Below are 19,666 nucleotides of genomic sequence, written 5' to 3' on the forward strand. Positions count from 1 at the left end.
ACGTGCCCCGGATGGGGGCCGGCGTTCCGTTCAATTAGCCGCTCGGTAGGCGACAGTGCCGCGATATTAGCCTATTTGTCGACGTTGCCGGGACTCGCGTCACTCTCGCCGTGTGCGTTCCCCGCATTGGCACGACTGGCAGGGTAAGGAACGGAAATGTTGTATTTCGGTGTTGTCGTTGCCGTCGGACGACAACATTTGTTGACGCTGGGCGGTGGTTTGTTAATATCCCGAACCTGTGAATGAGAACGTTAACGATTCTCATTAAAAATATATTGTTTAGTCACACGGGATTTCAAGCATGTCTTCCGCTCCGGCTCACCGGGTCAGTCGCGTTTTGCGCGCGAATGGCCGTCTCGCTGCACGTCATCTTTCTCTGGCTCCCCGTAGCACCGTCGCACCGCTCGCGCTCGCCACATTACTGACGTTTGCCGCGTCGTCGGCGTTCGCGCAATCGGCCACCGACGCGACCGACACCACGAATACCGGGGCCGCGCCTGCCATGCTCAAAGCGACGACGGTGACCGATTCGACGCTGCGCGAAACGCCGCAAAACCTGAAGCAGTCGGTGCAGGCCGGTGCGCTCGGTTCGCGTAGCCAGCTCGACACGCCGTTCTCCACGACGGTCGTGAGCCAGGAGCAACTCGAGAAGCGTCAGGCGACCAAGCTCGGCGACGTGTTCGTCACGGACGCCTCGGTGACCGACGGCAGTAATGCATTCGACGCATGGGCCGGTTATATCTACGTGCGGGGCATGCCCATCGACTGGCAATCGGGCTTCAAGCTTGACGGCATGCCGGTCATGACCTACGGCGTGACCATGCCGTACGAACAGTTCGACCGCGTGGAATTGCTCAAGGGCCTGTCCGGCTTTATGTACGGTTTCGTCGCCCCGGGTGGCGTGGTGAACTACGTCACGAAGAAGCCGACGGACGAGCGCATCGCCAGCATCGATGTGGGTTTTCAATCGGAAGGCATCTGGCGTGAGCACGTCGACCTCGGCGGGCGCGCCGGTCCGAACGACATGTTTGGCGCGCGTCTGAATTACACGCACGAAGAAGGCCGCACGTACACCGACGGTAATCTGAACCGCGACACGGTGTCGGTCGCCCTCGACGCACGCATCACGCCCGACCTCACGTGGAACTTCGGCGCGATGTATCAGGACCGTCGCGCGACGGGCACCTCGCCGTCGCTCTCGACGTACAACTTCACGGGCAACCAGTTGCCCGCGCCGATCAATGTGTCCAACGCGAACCTGCAAACGCAGGCGACGCACCTGAACACGATCACGCAGTTCTACACGACGGGCCTGCAATACCAGCTCAACCCGGACTGGAAGGTCTCGGCCAACTTCGCGTACAACAAGTCGACGCGCGACCGTAACGAAGCCACCCTGTACCTCCTGAACGGTGCCGGTAACTTCAGCGGCATGAACGACCTCGGCGACGAAGTGAACACGTTCCACGCGTGGCAGGTGACGGCCGAAGGCAAGGTCCGCACCGGTCCGCTGACGCATCAACTGACGTTCGGCTACGCGTCGCAATATCAGACGAACGATTACGCCTACACATACAGCCCGAGCTACACGGGCAACCTGTATCAGGGCACGTCGTATCAGTTCTACGGCAACGGCACGCCGCTTCAGGCGCAACGCTCCAGCGCCATCGAGCAGAAGTCCGTTTTCGCGTCGGATACCGTGCAGATCACGGACCGCTTCTCGGTACTGGCCGGTGGCCGCTTCACGAACTACGACCAGACGAATGCGCAGGGCGCGTCGACGTACTCGACCAACGGCGTCTTCACGCCGACCCTCGCTGCGATGTACAAGCTCACGCAGAACACCACGGCCTACGCCAGCTATGTTGAAGCGCTCGAAGCGGGGGAAGTGGTCGGTTCGACCTACGCCAACGCGGGTGCGGTGCTCAACCCGTTCAAGAGCCGTCAGTATGAAGTCGGCGTGAAGACGGAACAGGCGACCTGGAGCACCACGGCGGCGCTGTTCCGCATCGAACGCGGCGCGGTGTACACGAACAGCGCGAACGCTCGCGTGGCCGACGGTCAATCGATCTATCAGGGGATCGAACTCGCTGGCTCTGTGAAGCTCGGCCCGCAGTGGATGCTCGGTGCCAGCGCCATGGCCCTCGACGCCTGGTACGCGCGCACGGCCGGTGGCTTCGACGGCAACCGTGTCGGCGGCGCGCCGCGCTTCGTGCTCTCGGGCAATGTCGAATACAAGGTGCCGTACGTGCCGGGCCTGTCGGTCGGCGGCGATATCCGCTACAACGGCCGCACGACGCTCAACCCGCAGAACTCGCTGACGGTCTCCGGCTACACGCTGATCAACATCGGTGCGACGTACCGCACGCGCGTGGCCGGCAAGGACGTGACGCTGCGCGCAGCCGTGAGCAACCTCACCAACCGCAAGTACTGGGAGTACCAGTACGACAACTACATCAAGCCCGCCGACCCACGCATGGTCAGCCTGAACGCCAAGATCGATTTCTGATCGACGCTCGGTGTTTTGATGCGACGAACGACAGCGGCCTGCGGGCCGCTGTTTTTCATTGTGTGGCAGATGCTCGTTGGAGCAGGGCTATCGCCGTCATCGAAACAATCAATCGATGTCTCGGAAGAAAGCACTTGACTATCTATCTACTGGTAGATAAAGTTCGTCCCATGAACCGCACAACGACATCGCCCGCTGCACCGACCGTCCGGGAACAACTGCTCGATCACGCGCAGACGTTTCTGATGACGCGAGGCTACAACGGCTTTAGCTACCGTGATCTGGCGGAGCGCGTCGGTGTGAAGACGTCGAGCATTCATTACTACTTCCCGGCCAAGGAAGATCTGGTGCTCGAAGCGATCAAGGCGTACGACGGTTTCATCGGCGAAGGACTGGCAGCGATCGACGAGACGCTGCCCGCACCGGAAAAGTTGGCGTTGTATGCGAAGGGCTTTGGAAGAATCATCGAAGACGGCCATCGGATTTGCCTGTGCGGCATGCTGGCGGCGGACATCGAAACGCTGCCGGAGACGGTACGCGAAGCGGTGCAACGGTTCTTCGCGTTTCACGAAGCATGGCTGGCGCGGGTGCTGACACAGGGCACGCAAGCGGGCTCGCTGACGTTGACGTCCTCGCCGGAAGCAACGGCCCGCGCACTGTTCGCTGGGTTTCAGGGCAGTGTGATGGCGTCGCGGTTGTTCCGGGCGCCGTCGAGGCTGGAGGATGTGGTCGCGTCGGTATGTGGCGTGGCCTGAAGGGCTGAAAACGCGCCGCAAACGACCGTGGCGCAGCAGGATCAACACGGGAGGCATCTCCCGTTTATTTGGGTTTGATCATCTATCTAGTGGTAGATAGATTTTGTGAGATGCGAGAAACGGGACGAGCGAAGCGGTGAGGTTACCGCGACGTTCACAGAAGGTGTCCCGTGGGTGCATTAAGATGACCGCTTGGCTGCAAGGCACCGCGTTGTGCTGTGTCGGGTCAGGAAGGTCGAAGTTTGGAAGTGAAATTTTTCTACTTACCAGGAGTTCGTCATGTCGATCGAAAAAGTGCTGTACACCGCCCATGCCACCGCCACCGGAGGCCGTGATGGCCGCGCCACGTCGTCGGACGGCGTGCTCGACGTCAAGCTGGTTGTGCCCAAGGAAATGGGTGGCCCCGGCGTTGGCGGCACGAACCCGGAGCAACTGTTCGCCGCTGGCTACTCGGCCTGCTTCCTGGGTGCGCTGAAGTTCGTCGCAGGCAAGGAAAAGGTGACGCTGCCCGCTGACACGAAGATCGACGGTAGCGTCGGCATCGGTCAGATCCCGACCGGCTTCGGCATTCAGGCCGAACTGAAGATCAGCGTGCCGGGCGTCGATCGCGCCGTGGTCGAAGGCCTCGTGCAAAAGGCGCACATCGTGTGCCCGTACTCGAACGCCACGCGCGGCAATATCGATGTGACGCTGACGATCGTTTAATCGTCTCCGTCCTGGCCCTCGCCGAACGTCGTATGTGAAAAGAGCAGCCCTCGGGCTGCTCTTTCGCTTTCTGCCGCCTGCACTGCTGCGCGGCGTCGCGTCACTTCCTCTTCACTTCGTCTTCACTTCGACCTTGATGCCGTCCGGCAGCACGGTGATCGCACCCGGCTCGACGTCGCGACCGCCGTATTTCAGCTGTTCCGGCTTGAACGTGTAAATCGGGTATTGATTGAGGACTTGCTGCGCGACATTGCCGCCGATGGCCGTGAGTTGCTGACCGTAGGCGGGCGGCATGCCATTCACGTCGACGCGTTCGACGCTCGGATTGTCGAGCAGCACAGCACGTTTGACCGGGTCGTACTTCAGCGCGCTGGAGATCGCGAGCACGCCTTTGAGCGGCTGACCTTGCAGCAGCACGTTCTGCACCTGCGCATCGACTTGCGTATTGATGCGGTTGGCCTGCGGATTGAAGCCGATCTGCGGATGCGTCAGTTCGACGGCGAGCAACTGGCCGTAGTTCAGCGTCGTCGGAAAACGTTTGTCGACGGCGGCCTCGATGTCTTTGCGCGTCATCGTGTACTCGCCGGTCCAGATGTTGTAGGCGGCATAAGCAGGGCGCATGAACGGCGTGAGCGTCAGACCGAGTAACCCGCCGATGGCGAGACGCAGGGTGTCGCGGCGCGAAAGGGCGGAAGTGTCGTCGAGACGCAGCGTGTGCGTGATCGTTTGGTTGCGGCGTGAGCGTTGCGAAGTCATGTCACTGGGCCCGGCAAGCGGGCGTGCTTGAATCGTCGATGGTCGTGTGACTCGCATGGCGTGGAATCGTTCTGAATGAAGCGTTGATCCATACGACCGACGTCGGAAACAAGATTCCACAATTTCCGTTGCGAGGCGGCCATAAATGCTGCCGCAACGAGGCGCGTCTCAATAGTGCGGCGGGATTTCGTGACGCGGATTGCCATCGCCGCCACTCTGCCCCTGCGATTGCATCTGTTGATAAAGCGCCTTGAGCTGCTTCTGTAGCAGATCGATTTGCTGCTCCTGACGCGTCACGATCTCGTTGAGCGTCTCCAGCAGATCTTCCTGAAATGCCGCTTTGACTTCGAGTTCGACGACGCGGGCTTCCAACGATTCCATGAGCTTCTCCGGTGAACGCGGCATTGTAGGCTATTGAACGATCCACACGTCCGCGCTGCAACGCGTGAGTTGTGCGGCGAGACGTTTCACGAACGTGCCGGGCATAATCGCAACATGAAAACTTTTCTGCTTTATGTCGCCACGGCGGTCGCGGAAATCGTCGGTTGCTACTTGCCCTGGTTGTGGCTCAAACAGGATCGCAGTGCGTGGCTGCTGGTGCCTGGCGCTGCGGCGCTTGCGCTGTTCGCGTGGTTGCTCACGCTGCATCCGTCGGCCGCCGGACGCGTCTACGCCGCATATGGCGGCGTGTACGTCAGTGTCGCCATTGTGTGGTTGTGGCTTGTCGACGGCGTGCGTCCGACCTCCTGGGACGTCGCGGGTGTCGTCGTGGCGCTCGCGGGCATGAGCCTGATTGCGTTTCAGCCACGCTGAAACCACACAGGCAGCAACAGCAAAGACGGCCGTTCAGGTCGTCTTCACCCGATAGGTGCAACGTTGTCCGCCCGCAAGGATATGCGTCTCGCGCGACACGGTGCCACGCTCGCCGATCAACTCCTGGAACAGTTCCAGTTCCGTACGGCAAAAGCCCTGACAAGTCTTGGCCGCCGCGCAGATCGGGCAGTGATCTTCGATCAGCAGCCAGTCGTCGCCATCGCGCTCCACGCGCGCCATGTAGCCTTCCGCCGAACGAATTTCCGCGAGTTTCTCCATGCGTGCCGATAGGCAGGGCAGCGGGTCGATGGCCTTTTTGTAGCTCGTGCGCGTCTCCGCCGCGCGTTGCGTGATAAGCCGGTCGAGCCCGTCCTCGCCGAACAACTGGCGGATCGAGCCGATCAGTTGAATCGTGAGCGTGGAGTGCGCGTCGGGGAAGCGACTGTGACCGGCTTCGGTGAGGGTCCACGCCTGACGCGGACGTCCCGCGCCGCGCGAAGGCATTGTCTCGCCAGCGAGCAGACCGTCCGCCACCAGCTTCTGCACCTGCTGACGCGCCGCTTCCGCCGTGATCCCCAACCCCGAGGCGACTTCCGCCGTCGACGCAGGGCCTTGCGTCTTCAACCAATGCAAAACGCGCTCGTGCCCGGCGACCGGGACCACGAGCGGTGCTGCCCTATTATCCAAGTGGTTATTTGGGTAATTCATCGCGAGGCATGTAATATCCAAGAACTTTCTTGCATATTAGTCGCCTCAGGGGTGACTGTCCATCCATGACAACGAGCACGACGAATTCCACGGCACCGGGCTGGCGCGATTTGTTAAGTGGCAGCAACGGCTGGCGGTCGCTGGCGCTGGCGGGCGGGGTCGCGTTGCATGCGACCAACGTGTATGTGGCGACGACGGTGTTGCCGTCCATCGTGAAAGAAATCGGCGGACTGGATCTGTATTCGTGGAACACGACACTGTTCGTCGTGGCGTCGATCCTCGGCTCGGTCTTCGCGGCTCAGATGCTCGCGACGCTGGGGCCTCGCGTCGCTTACATTGCGGCGCTCGTCGGCTTCAGTGCGGGCACGATCGTGTGCGCAGCCGCGCCGAGCATGCCGTGGATGCTGGCGGGACGCACGTTGCAAGGCTTTGGCGGCGGCATTCTGCTTGCATTGAGCTACGCCTTGATCCGCATCGTCTTCGCGCCGCCGTTATGGTCGCGGGCGATGGGGCTGGTCTCGGGGATGTGGGGTGTTGCAACGCTCTGCGGCCCGGCCGTCGGCGGTGTTTTCGCGCAGTTCGGTCACTGGCGCTGGGCGTTCTGGTCGTTGCTGCCCATTGTGGTGGGACTGGGCCTCATCATCCGCGCACAGGTACCGGCCGGACGTGCCGTGAAGGCCGCAGACGGGACGTCGCCAAGCCACGGTGACAACGACGGCGCGCACGCCGTGCCGTGGTTCAAGGTCGTGCTGCTGTGTGCGTCGGCGGTGGCGATTTCGCTCGGCGCAGTGGTGAATTCGCACGTCGTGGCCGCCGGTTGGATGGTGTTCGGCCTCGCGCTTGCGTGGTGGCTGGCGCAGCGAGAGCGCAGCGCGCGCCATGCGTTGCCGCGACTGATGCCCACGGGCGCGTACTCGCTGCGCACGCGTCTGGGCGGACTCTACGCCACGATGAGCCTGCTCGGTCTGGCCATGACGAGCGAGATCTACATCCCCTATTTCCTTCAGACGATTCACGGACAGACGCCGTTTGCTGCGGGCTATCTCGCTGCACTCATGGCGGCGGGCTGGTCGGTCGGCTCGATGAAGAGCGCCAGCCGTCAGGGCGACGCCGCCGAGCAGCGCGTTCGCCTCGGTCCGGTCATCGTCGCTGTGGGGATGTTCGCGCTCGCATGGTTGCTGCCGCAGGCATCGCTCTTCGACAGCGCCGCAGGGATTACGACGCTTTGCGTAGCGCTATTCGGCGTGGGGATCGGTGTCGGCATCGGCTGGCCGCATTTACTCACGCGGGTGATGACGGCGGCGCGTCCGGGCGAAGCGGGGCTGGCGTCTGCCTCGATCACCACGGTGCAGTTGTATTCGATGGCGCTCGGCTCTGCGCTCGCGGGACTCGTCGCGAATTCGGCGGGTCTGGCCGACGGCGGTCTGCGCGAAATCCAGCGCGCTTCGATCTGGTTGTTCGCGGTATTCGCCCTCGCACCCGCAGGCGCTGCCGTCATCATCCGGCGCGGCAGGGCAACCGCATTCGTTAGCGGACAGAACGAACGAGAGGGACAGGAGGCGTCATGATCGATCGAATCACTGCCATGCGTACCTTCGTACGCGTGGCCGAAGTCGGCAGCTTCACGAAGGCGGCGGCATCGCTCGACATACCGCGCGCGACGGCGACGACACAAGTGCAGCATCTCGAGCGCTGGTTCGGCGTGGCGCTCTTCACGCGCTCCACCCGGCGTGTAGCGCTCACGATGGAAGGTGCGGCGTATTACGAACGATGTTCGTCGATTCTCGCAGACGTCGAAGAAGTCGAGTCGGGGTTGTTCGGCGCGCAGGCGCAGTTGCGCGGACGCCTCGCCGTCGTTCTGCCGCCGGTCATCGCGCGGGAGGTGGTCATGCCGTCGCTCGCTGAGTTTCAGGCGCGTTATCCAGGACTGGAGATTGCACTCGATGCGACGCCTGCACACGGAGACTGGCGTGGCGACGGAGTGGATTGCGGTGTCGTGCTGGGAGAGTTGCCGGACTCGCGGCTGGTGGCGCGACATCTGGGCGACCTGCCGCGCGTGACGTGCGCAAGCCGTCGCTATCTCGACCTGCACGGCACGCCGGAGGATCTCGACGGACTGGCGACGCACACGTCAGTCAAATGGCTGTCTGCACCGGCGGAGTCGTTGGCCTCACTTGCCGTGCCATCGCAGGGGGCGCCGGGATCTTCCGGTGAGGGCGCTCAGGGCTTCATGTTACCGACGCGCTGTGGCGATCTCACCCTGACGGTCGGCGGTCAGGCGACGTGCGTGCGCACGCGCGGACAGTTGCACGTCGGCGACGAAGCGGCGTATCTCGCCGCAGGGCTGGAAGGGCTGGGACTGATTCAGCCGACGCTGCTGGCGGCCGCACCGTATCTGGCGTCGGGGCGTCTCGTGCCGGTGCTGCCGAAGTGTCCACCGCCGCCGTTGCGGCTGTCGGCGGCGTATCCGGCGCAAAAACGCGTATCGCCGCGTGTGCGCGCGTTCGTCGATTGGCTGGCGTTGATCTGCGAGCCGTTAGGTCGTGCGCAGACCGCAGCCAGCGACGTAACAGGAGATGCAGGAACGGTCGACCCGAAGGCCGACTCGAAGGCCGACGCGAAGGATTATGTACCCCTGCCGGTCTTGCCCGAGGGGGCGCCGTCCAGCACGCGACGCTCGTTGACGCTGCCCGCGTAGTGATTGCGCTTCTCTTCGTACATCAGGAGGTCGGCGCGCTGGATCGTGGCTTCGAGCCGTTCGCCAGCTTCGCACGTCGCCATCCCCATCGAGAACGACAGCGGTGTGCCGGGGTAGAACGAGTTGTTCAGTTCCACGAGCTGACGAATGCTCTCGATCATGGCGGCACCGCCCGTCTCGTCGGTCGACGGCAGCAGCAGTGCGAATTCGTCGCCACCGATGCGGGCCGCGATCTGAGGTGCAGCGACCGCCTTACCCAGCACTTCGCCCGCGCGACGCAGCAGGGCGTCGCCAGCGGCGTGGCCTAACTGATCGTTCACCGCCTTCAGGCCGTTCAGATCGGCAACCACCACCGTTACCGGATACGGGCCCTTGCGTTCGAGCCGGTTGAGTTCGTCTACATAGAACGATCGGTTGCGCAGTTTGGTGAGCACATCGTGCTTGCCGAGGAATTCCAGATACGACTCGGCCTTCTTGCGCGCGGTGATGTCGGTGAGCGCAACGAGCACGAGATCCCAGCGCGATTCGTGTCCGGGTAGCACCGCGAATTGCAGATGGACGTTGATCTCGTTGCCGTCGAGCGCGTAGTTCACGACTTCGCGTTGCTGAAAGAGCTTGTTCTCCCACAGGTCGATCAACTGCTCGCGGAAGTTGTGACGCATGTCGTCGCGGAACACGTCGGGTAGCCGACCGAGCAGGGTGGCCTTGTCGGGTGCAACGAACATCGCCAGCGTATGACGGTTCACGTCGAGCACATCGATTTCCTGCATGCAGCGCTCGACGAACTCCGGGTGCACGTCGGTGAACGTGCGGAAGTCGGTGATGCCGCGCGCGCGTGCGTCGTCGAGGAGTAATTTGATCGCGCTGAAATCTTCGACCCACAGCGAGACCGGCGAATACTCGAACAGTCCTCGGGCGTATTGCTCGCCCATGGTGACGCGCTCGCGGGCGTGCTCCAGTTCGGTTACGTTCTCCAGCGAGATCAGCACGCGGTCGAGCGTGGCTTCATGACCGGGCAGGACGGAGCCGTTCAGCAATACATCCAGACGGCGGCCGTCGAGCGTGTAATTGACGGTCTTGCTCGTGAAATGGGTGTGGCCGTCCCACAGTTGGCAAAGCTCTTCGATGTGCGTCTTGAGCATGTCGTCGCGGAACACGCGCGACAGGTTGGCGACGAGTTCATCGAGCGTGGGCGCGTTGAACATCGCGAGGGTCCGGCGATTGACCTTGATGACGCGAATGCGTTGGGAACACTGCGAGACGTGCGCCGGATCGGCTTTGAAGTGTGCGCGCAGATCGACCACGCCCTGCGCACGCCATTCGTCAAACAATCGCTTCACGCCGCTGAAGTCTTCGAGCCACAGAGAGACGGGCGCGAGGTCGAACATCAGGGCGTCGTCGGTGACGCCAGCCGCCGATGTCCCGGCGGTGGCGGATGTCGCGTTAGGCGAAGGTACGGCGGGCATGGCGTCCGGCATGTGTCACCTGGTCTGTTATGTCTGTTTTAGCCCGCCATTTTACGTTCAAACGATTTGCAAGCTGTCCTGACTTCGTGCGATTTCGCGCTGCGTCGAATTACAGCAGCGGCGCACCGGTATCGCGTTTGACTTCGCGCAGGGAAAGCATCGACTCGATGGACGACACGCCGGGCAGGGCGCGCAACACATCGCGCGTGAAACTGCCGTAATCGTCGAGGTCGGTGGCGACCACGCCGAGCAGATAGTCGGCACTGCCGGAGATGTTGTGGCACGACACGATACGGTCGATGGCCTGCACTTCCCGCTCGAACTGCTCGGACAGGGCGCGATCATGCACCGCGAAGCGCACGTGGACGAAAGCGGTCACGCCCAGGCCCAGCGCACGGTGCGAGAGTTCGGCGCGGTAGCCGGTGATGTAGCCCTCGGCTTCGAGACGCTTGAGGCGTCGTGCACACGGCGTTTCGGAAAGCGACACACGCTCGGCAAGGCGGGCGTTGGAAATGCGGCCATCGCGTTGGACGATGGCGAGAATTGCCCGATCGATCGCGTCGAGTTCGTTCATTGTGGGTATCCCGCTACAAAATCTGCTGCAAAGATGGCATTCCACCACGATATGGAAGGAGGGGAAAGTGTTTCCCTCGTCCGTTTGGATTAAGCCGCTCGGCAGTGAGCAAAAGTAGGGTGTGGTGTTTTTTGTCGATAGCGAATGAATAGTGGCGTAATACACCAATAATATGAATTTATTTGGGTGGAAAACGCCATGTATCGCTCATCCAATGGCGAGATCATGAAGCTCATTTTCATCCGCTTTCGTTCATTGGGGAAAAACATGGTCTCGCCGCAGTTGCTCACCGTCTTCATTGGCGCGCTGGTTGTCGTCTACGCGCTGCCCGGTCCTGATATGGCGGTAGTGATGCAAACGAGCATGACGCGAGGCACGCGACACGGACTTGCCACGGCCGCCGGTCTGGCGCTGGCGCGTGCCGCGCACGTGACGCTCTCGGCTTGCGGCGTGGCGGCGCTGCTGCGCGCCGCGCCGTGGCTGTTCGAGACGGTGCGCATTGTTGGGGCTGTCTACCTTGCATGGGTGGCTATCCAGATCTGGCGCTCGCCAGCGTTCGGGGTGAAGGCCGTGGCCGCGGCAGACGATGCCGCGCCGCCGCTCTCCCATGCGTTCCGCCGTGGCGTGCTGTCCAGCGTGCTCAACCCCAAGGCGCTGCTGTTCTGTTCCGTGCTCCTGCCACAGTTCGTCCGCCCTGAAGCGGGTCCGGTGTGGACGCAAGTGCTCGAACTCGGCGTGCTGCTGCTGGTCGTCGGGGCGATGTTCGACGTCGCGCTTTCGTTCGGTGCAGCGCGCATCGCGAACTGGCTGCGCACCCGGCCGCTTGCACAAAAAGTACAACGCTGGTCGTTCGGCGCGGCGCTCATGGCATTCGCCGTACGACTGTCGCTCGACTAAAAAGCCGGGCACAATACATCTCACCTACATCACCTTCCGGCGATTGCACCAAACGAGTGCATTTCGCTGCGACACGGCAAATTGGGGTGCGACACAACGTCGCACCCATTGAATTCCCAGAACCTTCCCGCATTGCTGCATTGCACAGCGTTTACCGTCAAAAAGGTGCCGATCTGCTCGGAAATCGACGCGCGCGTACGCGTGAAGGCCGCGCGACACATTGTCGCGCAGGCGGGTGTGCGATGTCCGGCCTAATTAAACTTCGGCATAATGCCGCACCGTGATGGAAGTAAAAGACAAGAAGTCGGACAGTGACTTGAGGTCTGCGGGCGGCAATCCGCCCCGGTTCCCGTCTTTTCGATGACACAGTCGTCGTAGTTCGACCGGTGCAATACCGGCGAGACGACTGCTCCCGTCCCACCTAACCCTTGCCAACCTCCTGCGACCCTGCATCAGGCCGGTAAGCCCGTGTTGCGCCGTTCGCTGGCCAACTCAACCCTGTCGTGTGACATGAAGAAACACAGAAACCCGCGATTGTTTAGGCTGCTCGCCTTGTGCTCGCCGCTGCTTTTGGCAGGCTGCGACATGACGCTGCTCGACCCTAAGGGGCAGATCGGAATTGAGAATAAGAACCTGATCCTCACGGCCACCTGGCTGATGTTGATCGTGGTGATTCCGGTCATTCTGATGACGCTTTGGTTTGCGTGGAAGTACCGCGCATCCAACAAGACGGCGCGCTATGAGCCGAATTGGTCGCACTCGACGGCCATTGAGGTCGTGGTCTGGCTCGTGCCGATCATCATCATTGCGATCCTCGCGCGCATCACCTGGGTCTCCACCCACGAACTCGATCCGTACAAGCCGCTGGAAAGCGACGTGAAGCCGATTACGGTCGAAGTGGTGGCGTTGAACTACAAGTGGTTGTTCATCTACCCGGAACAGGGCATTGCGTCGATCAACGAACTGGCCGTTCCTGTCGATGTCCCGGTGAATTTCAAGATCACCTCGGAATCGATCATGAACTCGTTCTTCATTCCGCAATTGGGTAGCCAGGTCTACTCGATGGCCGGTATGGAAACGAAGCTGCACCTGATCGCCAACCACGTCGGCTCGTACGACGGGATTTCGGCGAACTACAGCGGCGGCGGCTTCTCGGGCATGCGTTTCAAGACGCTGGCGATGACGGACGGCGACTTCCAGCAATGGGTCACGAAGGTGCGCGAGTCGAAGAAGGTGCTCGACAAGGACGCCTACGCCTCGCTGGTGCCGATGAGCGAGAACACGCCGGTCACGTACTACAGCTCGGTCGACGCGAAGATGTTCCAGTCGATCGTGCACGCCCCGATGGCATCGGGCATGGCTCAGCAGCATGAAGGCCATGAAAATCACGGTGCCATGGAAATGAAGGGCATGGACATGAAGATGGAAATGAAGGGCGCGGGCACCGACGCCGCAACGGCTCCGGCCGCTGCAGCCAATGTGCAAGGCCAGTCGATGACCATGGCCATGGACGCCGGCGCGCACGCGATGCACGCCGCCGGTCCGGCTGCGCACGCGCATAAGGAGTAATCAACAATGTCAGCACTGTTTGGCAAACTGACTCTCGAAGCCATCCCGTACCACGAGCCGATCATCGTCGGCGCGGTCGGCATGATGGTGCTGGGCGGGTTGGGCATTTTTGCCCTGCTCACCTACTTCGGTAAGTGGAAGTATCTGTGGAACGAGTGGGTCACGTCGGTCGATCACAAGAAGATCGGCGTGATGTACGTGCTCGTCGCGCTCGTCATGCTGTTGCGCGGCTTTGCCGACGCCATCATGATGCGTACCCAGTTGGCGCTCGCGCACAACTCGCCGGGCATTCTCCCGCCGGATCACTACGACCAGATCTTCACCGCCCACGGCGTGATCATGATCTTCTTCGTGGCGATGCCTTTCATGACGGGTCTCGTGAACCTCGTGGTGCCGCTGCAAATCGGCGCGCGCGACGTGGCCTTCCCGTTCCTGAACACGCTGTCGTTCTGGCTGTTTGCCGCCGGCGCCGTGCTGGTGAACCTGTCGCTGGGCGTGGGTGAATTCGCACGTACGGGCTGGCTGGCTTACCCGCCGCTTTCGGGCATTCAGTACAGCCCGGGCGTGGGGGTGGATTACTACATCTGGGCCTTGCAGATTTCAGGTCTGGGGACGTTGCTCACGGGTGTGAACTTCGTCGTCACGATTCTGAAGATGCGCGCACCGGGCATGAACCTGATGAAGATGCCGATCTTCACGTGGACGTCCCTGTGCACGATGGTGCTGGTGTGCGCTGCGTTCCCGGTCCTGACCGTGACGCTGGGCCTGCTCTCGCTGGATCGCTACCTCGACTTCCATTTCTTCACGAATGAGTTGGGCGGCAATCCGATGATGTACATCAACCTGATCTGGATCTGGGGTCACCCTGAGGTGTACATCCTGATCTTGCCGGCGTTCGGTATCTTCTCGGAAATCATCTCGACGTTCTCGGGCAAGAAGCTGTTCGGCTACAAGTCGATGGTGTACGCCACGGCCGCGATCATGGTGCTGTCGTTCCTCGTGTGGGCGCACCACTTCTTCACGATGGGCTCGGGCGCAAGCGTGAACGCGTTCTTCGGTATCGCGACGATGATCATCTCGATCCCGACTGGCGTGAAGATCTTCAACTGGCTGTTCACGATGTACCGTGGTCGCGTGCAAATGACGACGCCGGTGCTGTGGACGCTGGGCTTCATCGTCACTTTCGTGATCGGTGGTATGACCGGCGTGTTGCTGGCCGTGCCGGGCGCAGACTTCGTGCTGCACAACTCGCTGTTCCTGATTGCTCACTTCCATAACGTGATCATCGGTGGCGTGCTGTTCGGTTACATCGCCGGTATGAACTACTGGTTCCCGAAGGCCTTCGGCTTCAAGCTCGACGAGCGTCTGGGCAAGGCAAGCTTCTGGTGCTGGCTGATCGGCTTCTACCTCGCATTCATGCCGCTGTACGTGCTCGGCCTGATGGGCATGACCCGTCGTCTGAACCACTACGACAACCCGGCATGGCAGCCGTGGCTGATCGCTGCGCTGATCGGTGCACTGTTCATCGCTGCCGGTATCGGCTTCCAGGTGCTGCAACTGGTCGTGTCGATCAAGAACCGCAAGGCGCTGGCCGACACCACGGGTGACCCCTGGAATGGCCGTACGCTGGAGTGGATGACGTCGTCGCCGCCGCAGTTCTACAACTTTGCCGAAGAGCCGCGCGTGCATGACATCGACGAGCTGGCTTATCGCAAGGAACACGGCATCAAGAGCGATCTGAAGACGAGCTACGCCCCGATTCACATGCCGAAGAACACCGGCGCCGGTTTCATCATCAGTGCGTTCTCGCTGGTGTTCGGTTTCGCCGCCATCTGGCACATCTGGTGGCTGGCTATCGTTGGCTTCGTGGGCATGATCGTGACGTTCATCTGCCGCAGCAACAACGATTCGATCGACTACTACGTGCAGTCGCCGGAAGTGGTGGCCATTGAATCGGCTCACCATCAGGCACTGGCCGCAGCAGCAAAGGCTTAATCATGACGAGCGAAGTTCTCAAACACACGGGCGCGCATGCCGATGCGCATGCGCACGACCACGCGCACCACGACACCGGCGGCAACACGATCTTCGGTTTCTGGGTGTACCTGATGACCGACCTGGTGCTGTTCGCCAGCCTGTTCGCCACCTTCGCGGTGCTGCGTGACTCGACGGCGGGCGGCCCCACGGGCAAGGAACTGTTCGACCTGAAGTTCGTGCTGGTCGAAACGTTCATCCTGCTGTTCTCGTCGATCACCTATGGCTTCGCCATGATCGGCCTGCACAACGGCAAGAAGGGCGCCGTGATGGGCTGGCTGGCCATCACGTGGCTGCTGGGCGCAGGCTTTATCGCGATGGAACTCTATGAATTCCATCACCTGATCCTCGAAGGCGCAGGTCCGAACCGTAGCGGTTTCCTGTCGTCGTTCTTCGCACTGGTGGCGACTCACGGTCTGCACGTGGCCTCGGGCCTGCTGTGGATGGCCGTGCTGATGTTCCAGATCGCCAAGAAGGGCCTGACGTCGACCAACACGACGCGTCTGCAGTGCCTCTCGCTGTTCTGGCACTTCTTGGACGTGGTGTGGATCGGCGTGTTCACGGTCGTGTACCTGATGGGAGCGATGTAATGAGCAATACCAAATCGGTGCAATCGCACGGCCACGACGCTGGCCACAACGCAGCCGGTGGTAGCCACGGTAGCGTGAAGTCGTACCTGATCGGCTTCGTGCTCGCCGTGATCCTGACGGTTATCCCGTTCAAGCTGGTGATGGACGGCACGATGCCCCGTCGACGGTGCTCCCGCTGATTCTTGGCGCAGCGCTGATCCAGATCATCGTCCACCTGATCTACTTCCTGCACATGGACCGCTCGTCGGAACAACGCTGGAATGTGATGGCGTTCCTGTTCACCGTGCTGATCGTCGCCATCGTGCTCGTCGGCTCGCTGTGGATCATGCACAACGCCAACTCGCTGATGATGCCGGGGATGTAAGTCTCGGAACTTGCCAGTAGTCTTCGGCAAGTGCGAAAGGCGGCTTTGGGGTGTTCCGGGCCGCCTTTTTTTGTTTGTTGGTTTCTGTGGTGCGCAAAAAGGGCAATTCGACTAATCGAATTGCCCTTTTTGCTCACGCGCTATCTGTTCGTCGACACCGCCCGCCATTCCACCCCCACCACCCTTGACTCACCCCCGAACCCGCGGCGCTCGCCGGTACCCTGACTCCGCTCCACCTGAAAGTCGCTCCGTCAGGGCACCGACAATCGCCGCTCACTTATCCTGTGCGGTCACCGGCCTCGCTTTCGCTTAACCATGCGGTGGCTTGTCGTCCGGAGGCGTATCCGAGGTTGGGGCCGCCAGTATTACTCCCGGGCGCACCGGTAGGTCCGGGCGAATGCCCAGCAAGGGCAGCGCCTGTGATGCAATCTCCGCAAACGCCGGGCCCGCCGCCTGCCCGCCAAAGTGCTGCGATGCCTTCGGCTCATCCACCGACACCGCTATCACCAAACGCGGTGCCGATAACGGCGCGATCCCTACGAACGATGCCCGGTACTTTGAGTGGTCGTAGCCATGTGCGCCCGCTTTGTAGGCCGTGCCCGTCTTTCCGCCAATGCTGTATCCCGCCACCTGCGCCGTCGTTGCCGTCCCGCCCGTATCCACCACAGCGGCCAACATCTTGCGCATCTCGGACGCCGTGTGCGCATCGATCACCCGCACACCCTCAGGCTGCACCGGGGTGTCCGGCTTGATGATGGAAATGGGGACCATCACGCCATCGTTCGCGAAGATTGTGTACGCTCGGGCCAACTGGAATAGCGACGCTGAAATCCCATAGCCGTACGCCATCGTCGCCTGCTCGATCCGTCGCCACGACTTGTATGGACGCAGACGGCCCGACACCGCGCCAGGGAAGCCCAGCTTCGGCTGCTGCCCCAGACCAATCTCGGTGAACATGTCCCACATCTCTTCCGCACGCAACATCGTCGACACCTTCGTCATACCGATGTTGCTCGACTTCTGAATGACACCCGCCGCCGTCAGCGTGCCGTTCGCACTGTCGTCGCTGATCGTCGCCCCCTCGAAGACATATCGGCCGGGGCCGGTGTCGATGAGCGTCGTCGGCGTCAGGCGATGCAGGTCCAGCGCCAGCGCCATCGTGAATGGCTTGAGAATCGATCCGGGCTCGAAGACGTCAGTGAATACGCGGTTGCGCAACTGTTCACCCGTCAAATGCTCCCGGTCGTTCGGGTTGTACGTCGGCAAGTTGGCCAGTGCCAGCACCTGTCCCGTCTTGGCGTCGATGACCACCGCCATCGCCGCCTTCGCGCCCGTGCGATCCAGCGCATTCTTCAACGCCTCGTAAGCGATGTACTGCACGCGGGTGTCGAGCGTCAGACGAATGTCCTTGCCATCGCGCGGCGGACTGGAGTCGTCGAGATCCTGAATCGTTCGGCCGATGCGATCCTTGATCACTCGCCGCACACCCGCCGCGCCTTCGAGCAGCGGCTCCTCGCCCAGCTCCATGCCTTCCTGTCCCTTGTCCTCGACATTGGTAAAGCCAACCACGTGCGCGGCCACTTCACCTTCGGGGTAGAAGCGCTTGTATTCGCTACTCTCATAGACGCCGGGAATGCCCAGTGCTTCGACCTGCTTGCCGATCTCCGGCGACACCTGACGCTTTACATAGACGAACTTCTTCTCGCCAATGAGCTTGGTGCGCAGTTCTTTCGCAGGAATGTCGAGCAGCTTGCTGGCCTTCTGGACGTCGCTGTCGGAAAGGTCGTCCGGCACTTCGGCAGGGACGGCCCAGATGGTGCGCATCGGCAGACTGGTCGCGAGTACGCGGCCGTCGCGATCCTCGATTTTGCCCCGCACACCCGGCATGACGATGGCGTGCTCGTAACGCTTTTCACCCTGCGCGATGTAGAAACTGTTGCCCGGCCCGGCAATCCAGAACGCCCGGACGACCAACCCGATAAAGGCGATCGTGATGACGATGACGATGAATTTGGAGCGCCATAACGACATGCGCGATTGCAAAACAGGACTGGCGGCGAACGTGACGTCCTTGGGCTGGCGATTCTTTTGCATGGCGCTCGCGGGGCGAATGAGAGGCTGGTTACAGCAATTAGCAGCAATGAGCCCGTCAACCAACTATGGCTCAAATTCTAGGCGAGATAGCGTAGCATGCAAGCGACCGTTGCAATAGCGCAAAAGCCCCGTCACACGGGGCTTTCAGGGTTATTTTGGCGTCTTTCGGCACGACATTTTGCATGGGTGTCGGCAGGTGAAACCAAAGGCGGATTTTCGCCCGGTTTGGCGTGACGGTCAGCGCGAGTGTCAAGGCACTTGTAAGTGTGCTTGCTAACGCGCTATTTCCCCGCGTCGAATCGCACGTCGCCGTACCAGGCGTGCGCCGTCGCATGCGTATTGTCGCTGTCGGTGAAGATGCCGTAACCGAGCAACTTGCCCGGCTTCTCTTTATAGACGCGCTCGTAATCGGCCGCGACGTTGCGCGAGAACGTCTGCCACTTGCCGAGCGACGCATCGCCACCCGCTACGACCATCATCTGCACCCGGTCGGTGTGCGGGTTCTGGATGACGCCGCCCACCGGCGCATCGTTGGACCAGATGTACATGAACGTTGCGTACGGCAGGTCTTCACCGCCTGCTTTGGCCAGCGTCATCGCCGCACGGTCCCCGAACGACAGCGACGACTTGTCCCCATCGAAGAAGAACACCAGCCGCGCGGGTGAGTCCTCCTTGTCGCTCACCCGGTTGTCAGCCCCCGGAATGGCCTTGTCGACTTTCCATCGCCATGCCACGACCGGCGTGGCGTTCAGATCGACACCGTCACCCCTGGCCATGAGCGCCGACGCCGAATCGGCTGAGTTGGCCTCGATGACGTTGCGCTTGCCGTCGACCATCACGGTATAGGCCGTGAGCTTCTTGCCGCTCACGACAGGCAGGTTCTTCCAGCCTTCAGGCAATGCGTTGCCCGGACTGGCTTTCGAGAAGGGCGCGGCCACTGCGCCGCCGGAGGCTGCGTCGGCCGAAACGGCGTTGGGAACATGGGCCAGCGCGGTGAGCCACGCGACGGCCGCCGTCAATGCCACCCCCTTCACGCGACGCGGCGGCTGGTGGAAGGCTTGAGTGGAACGTGAGACGTGCGGCGAACGAAGCGTCGAGACAATGCTTTGCATGGTGAACGACTCCAACGTTGAA

General features: G+C 61.6%; 17 protein-coding genes and 1 pseudogene. 11 read left to right on the forward strand and 7 right to left on the reverse strand.

From position 1 onward, the window contains the following. Nucleotides 1–301: 301 nt before the first annotated feature. From NA29_RS06320 to NA29_RS06330, 3 genes are all read left to right on the forward strand, one after another. Complete coding sequence (locus NA29_RS06320; protein WP_084103500.1) at nt 302–2,509, forward strand: TonB-dependent siderophore receptor; 2,208 nt, start codon at nt 302–304, stop codon at nt 2,507–2,509. Between the two features lie 170 nt (nt 2,510–2,679). Next, nucleotides 2,680–3,264 carry a TetR/AcrR family transcriptional regulator gene (locus NA29_RS06325; RefSeq protein ID WP_039396893.1) on the forward strand — a complete coding sequence of 195 codons (585 nt, stop codon included), beginning with the start codon at nt 2,680–2,682 and terminating at the stop codon, nt 3,262–3,264. Between the two features lie 279 nt (nt 3,265–3,543). Then, the gene (locus tag NA29_RS06330) at nt 3,544–3,969 is read left to right on the forward strand and encodes an organic hydroperoxide resistance protein (RefSeq protein WP_039396894.1); all 426 of its coding nucleotides are present in this window, start codon (nt 3,544–3,546) and stop codon (nt 3,967–3,969) included. 111 nt (nt 3,970–4,080) lie between these two features. Here the strand turns inward: NA29_RS06330 and NA29_RS06335 are convergent, their stop codons facing one another. Together NA29_RS06335 and NA29_RS06340 are read right to left on the reverse strand one after the other, a co-directional pair. Continuing rightward, the gene (locus NA29_RS06335; protein ID WP_072633213.1) at nt 4,081–4,725 is read right to left on the reverse strand and encodes a DUF1439 domain-containing protein; all 645 of its coding nucleotides are present in this window, start codon (nt 4,723–4,725) and stop codon (nt 4,081–4,083) included. 168 nt (nt 4,726–4,893) lie between these two features. Then, complete coding sequence (locus tag NA29_RS06340; protein WP_039396896.1) at nt 4,894–5,106, reverse strand: SlyX family protein; 213 nt, start codon at nt 5,104–5,106, stop codon at nt 4,894–4,896. Between the two features lie 114 nt (nt 5,107–5,220). Between NA29_RS06340 and NA29_RS06345 the strand changes: the two genes are divergently transcribed. Beyond that, nucleotides 5,221–5,538, forward strand: coding sequence for a YnfA family protein (locus NA29_RS06345; protein WP_039402560.1), 318 nt, complete (start codon nt 5,221–5,223; stop codon nt 5,536–5,538). 33 nt (nt 5,539–5,571) lie between these two features. Here the strand turns inward: NA29_RS06345 and NA29_RS06350 are convergent, their stop codons facing one another. Continuing rightward, nucleotides 5,572–6,171, reverse strand: a complete 600-nt coding sequence (locus tag NA29_RS06350; RefSeq protein ID WP_306592194.1) for a helix-turn-helix transcriptional regulator — start codon at nt 6,169–6,171, stop codon at nt 5,572–5,574. A 140-nt stretch (nt 6,172–6,311) separates the two neighbouring features. On the opposite strand from NA29_RS06350, the gene NA29_RS06355 reads away from it, so the two are divergent. Further along, complete coding sequence (locus tag NA29_RS06355; RefSeq protein WP_052252571.1) at nt 6,312–7,814, forward strand: MFS transporter; 1,503 nt, start codon at nt 6,312–6,314, stop codon at nt 7,812–7,814. Continuing rightward, nucleotides 7,811–8,944, forward strand: a complete 1,134-nt coding sequence (locus NA29_RS06360; RefSeq protein WP_052252572.1) for a LysR family transcriptional regulator — start codon at nt 7,811–7,813, stop codon at nt 8,942–8,944. Before NA29_RS06355 ends, NA29_RS06360 begins: the two co-directional genes overlap by 4 nt. Here the strand turns inward: NA29_RS06360 and NA29_RS06365 are convergent. Next, nucleotides 8,872–10,422, reverse strand: coding sequence for a sensor domain-containing diguanylate cyclase (locus NA29_RS06365; protein WP_039396905.1), 1,551 nt, complete (start codon nt 10,420–10,422; stop codon nt 8,872–8,874). The genes NA29_RS06360 and NA29_RS06365 overlap by 73 nt on opposite strands. Nucleotides 10,423–10,519: 97 nt before the next feature. After that, entirely contained in the window at nt 10,520–10,984 is a 465-nt protein-coding gene (locus NA29_RS06370; RefSeq protein WP_039396907.1) for an Lrp/AsnC family transcriptional regulator, read from the reverse strand. Between the two features lie 267 nt (nt 10,985–11,251). On the opposite strand from NA29_RS06370, the gene NA29_RS06375 reads away from it, so the two are divergent. From NA29_RS06375 to NA29_RS06395, 5 genes and pseudogenes are all read left to right on the forward strand, one after another. Beyond that, nucleotides 11,252–11,881: a LysE family translocator gene (locus tag NA29_RS06375; RefSeq protein WP_039402566.1), complete on the forward strand. Its 630-nt coding sequence runs from the start codon at nt 11,252–11,254 to the stop codon at nt 11,879–11,881. A 510-nt stretch (nt 11,882–12,391) separates the two neighbouring features. After that, nucleotides 12,392–13,450, forward strand: coding sequence for a ubiquinol oxidase subunit II (gene cyoA / locus NA29_RS06380; protein WP_084103502.1), 1,059 nt, complete (start codon nt 12,392–12,394; stop codon nt 13,448–13,450). A 15-nt stretch (nt 13,451–13,465) separates the two neighbouring features. Further along, nucleotides 13,466–15,445 (forward strand): cytochrome o ubiquinol oxidase subunit I, encoded by a 1,980-nt coding sequence (cyoB, locus tag NA29_RS06385; RefSeq protein ID WP_039402570.1) that lies wholly within the window; start codon nt 13,466–13,468, stop codon nt 15,443–15,445. A gap of 2 nt (nt 15,446–15,447) precedes the next feature. Then, nucleotides 15,448–16,074: a cytochrome o ubiquinol oxidase subunit III gene (locus NA29_RS06390; RefSeq protein WP_039396910.1), complete on the forward strand. Its 627-nt coding sequence runs from the start codon at nt 15,448–15,450 to the stop codon at nt 16,072–16,074. Further along, nucleotides 16,074–16,438: pseudogene (locus tag NA29_RS06395) on the forward strand (cytochrome o ubiquinol oxidase subunit IV). Before NA29_RS06390 ends, NA29_RS06395 begins: the two are co-directional and overlap by 1 nt. Before the next feature lie 309 nt (nt 16,439–16,747). Here the strand turns inward: NA29_RS06395 and NA29_RS06400 are convergent. Together NA29_RS06400 and NA29_RS06405 are read right to left on the reverse strand one after the other, a co-directional pair. Further along, on the reverse strand, nt 16,748–18,532 hold the full coding sequence (locus NA29_RS06400) for a peptidoglycan D,D-transpeptidase FtsI family protein (RefSeq protein ID WP_039396914.1): 1,785 nt from the start codon (nt 18,530–18,532) through the stop codon (nt 16,748–16,750). A gap of 281 nt (nt 18,533–18,813) precedes the next feature. After that, entirely contained in the window at nt 18,814–19,644 is an 831-nt protein-coding gene (locus tag NA29_RS06405) for a DUF3047 domain-containing protein (RefSeq protein WP_084103504.1), read from the reverse strand. Nucleotides 19,645–19,666: the final 22 nt, after the last annotated feature.

Origin of the sequence: Pandoraea sputorum (assembly GCF_000814845.2) — a bacterium.
Lineage (GTDB): Bacteria > Pseudomonadota > Gammaproteobacteria > Burkholderiales > Burkholderiaceae > Pandoraea > Pandoraea sputorum.

Excerpts from the sequence above, each read along its gene's own strand:
- NA29_RS06335 (WP_072633213.1), bottom strand. The coding sequence starts at position 4,725 with ATGACTTCGCAACGCTCACGCCGCAACCAAACGATCACGCACACGCTG.
- NA29_RS06340 (WP_039396896.1), bottom strand. The coding sequence starts at position 5,106 with ATGGAATCGTTGGAAGCCCGCGTCGTCGAACTCGAAGTCAAAGCGGCA.
- NA29_RS06405 (WP_084103504.1), bottom strand. The coding sequence starts at position 19,644 with ATGCAAAGCATTGTCTCGACGCTTCGTTCGCCGCACGTCTCACGTTCC.
- NA29_RS06370 (WP_039396907.1), bottom strand. The coding sequence starts at position 10,984 with ATGAACGAACTCGACGCGATCGATCGGGCAATTCTCGCCATCGTCCAA.
- NA29_RS06320 (WP_084103500.1), top strand. The coding sequence starts at position 302 with ATGTCTTCCGCTCCGGCTCACCGGGTCAGTCGCGTTTTGCGCGCGAAT.
- cyoA (WP_084103502.1), top strand. The coding sequence starts at position 12,392 with ATGAAGAAACACAGAAACCCGCGATTGTTTAGGCTGCTCGCCTTGTGC.
- NA29_RS06355 (WP_052252571.1), top strand. The coding sequence starts at position 6,312 with ATGACAACGAGCACGACGAATTCCACGGCACCGGGCTGGCGCGATTTG.
- NA29_RS06325 (WP_039396893.1), top strand. The coding sequence starts at position 2,680 with ATGAACCGCACAACGACATCGCCCGCTGCACCGACCGTCCGGGAACAA.
- NA29_RS06345 (WP_039402560.1), top strand. The coding sequence starts at position 5,221 with ATGAAAACTTTTCTGCTTTATGTCGCCACGGCGGTCGCGGAAATCGTC.
- NA29_RS06375 (WP_039402566.1), top strand. The coding sequence starts at position 11,252 with ATGGTCTCGCCGCAGTTGCTCACCGTCTTCATTGGCGCGCTGGTTGTC.
- NA29_RS06360 (WP_052252572.1), top strand. The coding sequence starts at position 7,811 with ATGATCGATCGAATCACTGCCATGCGTACCTTCGTACGCGTGGCCGAA.
- NA29_RS06330 (WP_039396894.1), top strand. The coding sequence starts at position 3,544 with ATGTCGATCGAAAAAGTGCTGTACACCGCCCATGCCACCGCCACCGGA.
- NA29_RS06400 (WP_039396914.1), bottom strand. The coding sequence starts at position 18,532 with ATGCAAAAGAATCGCCAGCCCAAGGACGTCACGTTCGCCGCCAGTCCT.
- NA29_RS06365 (WP_039396905.1), bottom strand. The coding sequence starts at position 10,422 with ATGCCGGACGCCATGCCCGCCGTACCTTCGCCTAACGCGACATCCGCC.
- NA29_RS06390 (WP_039396910.1), top strand. The coding sequence starts at position 15,448 with ATGACGAGCGAAGTTCTCAAACACACGGGCGCGCATGCCGATGCGCAT.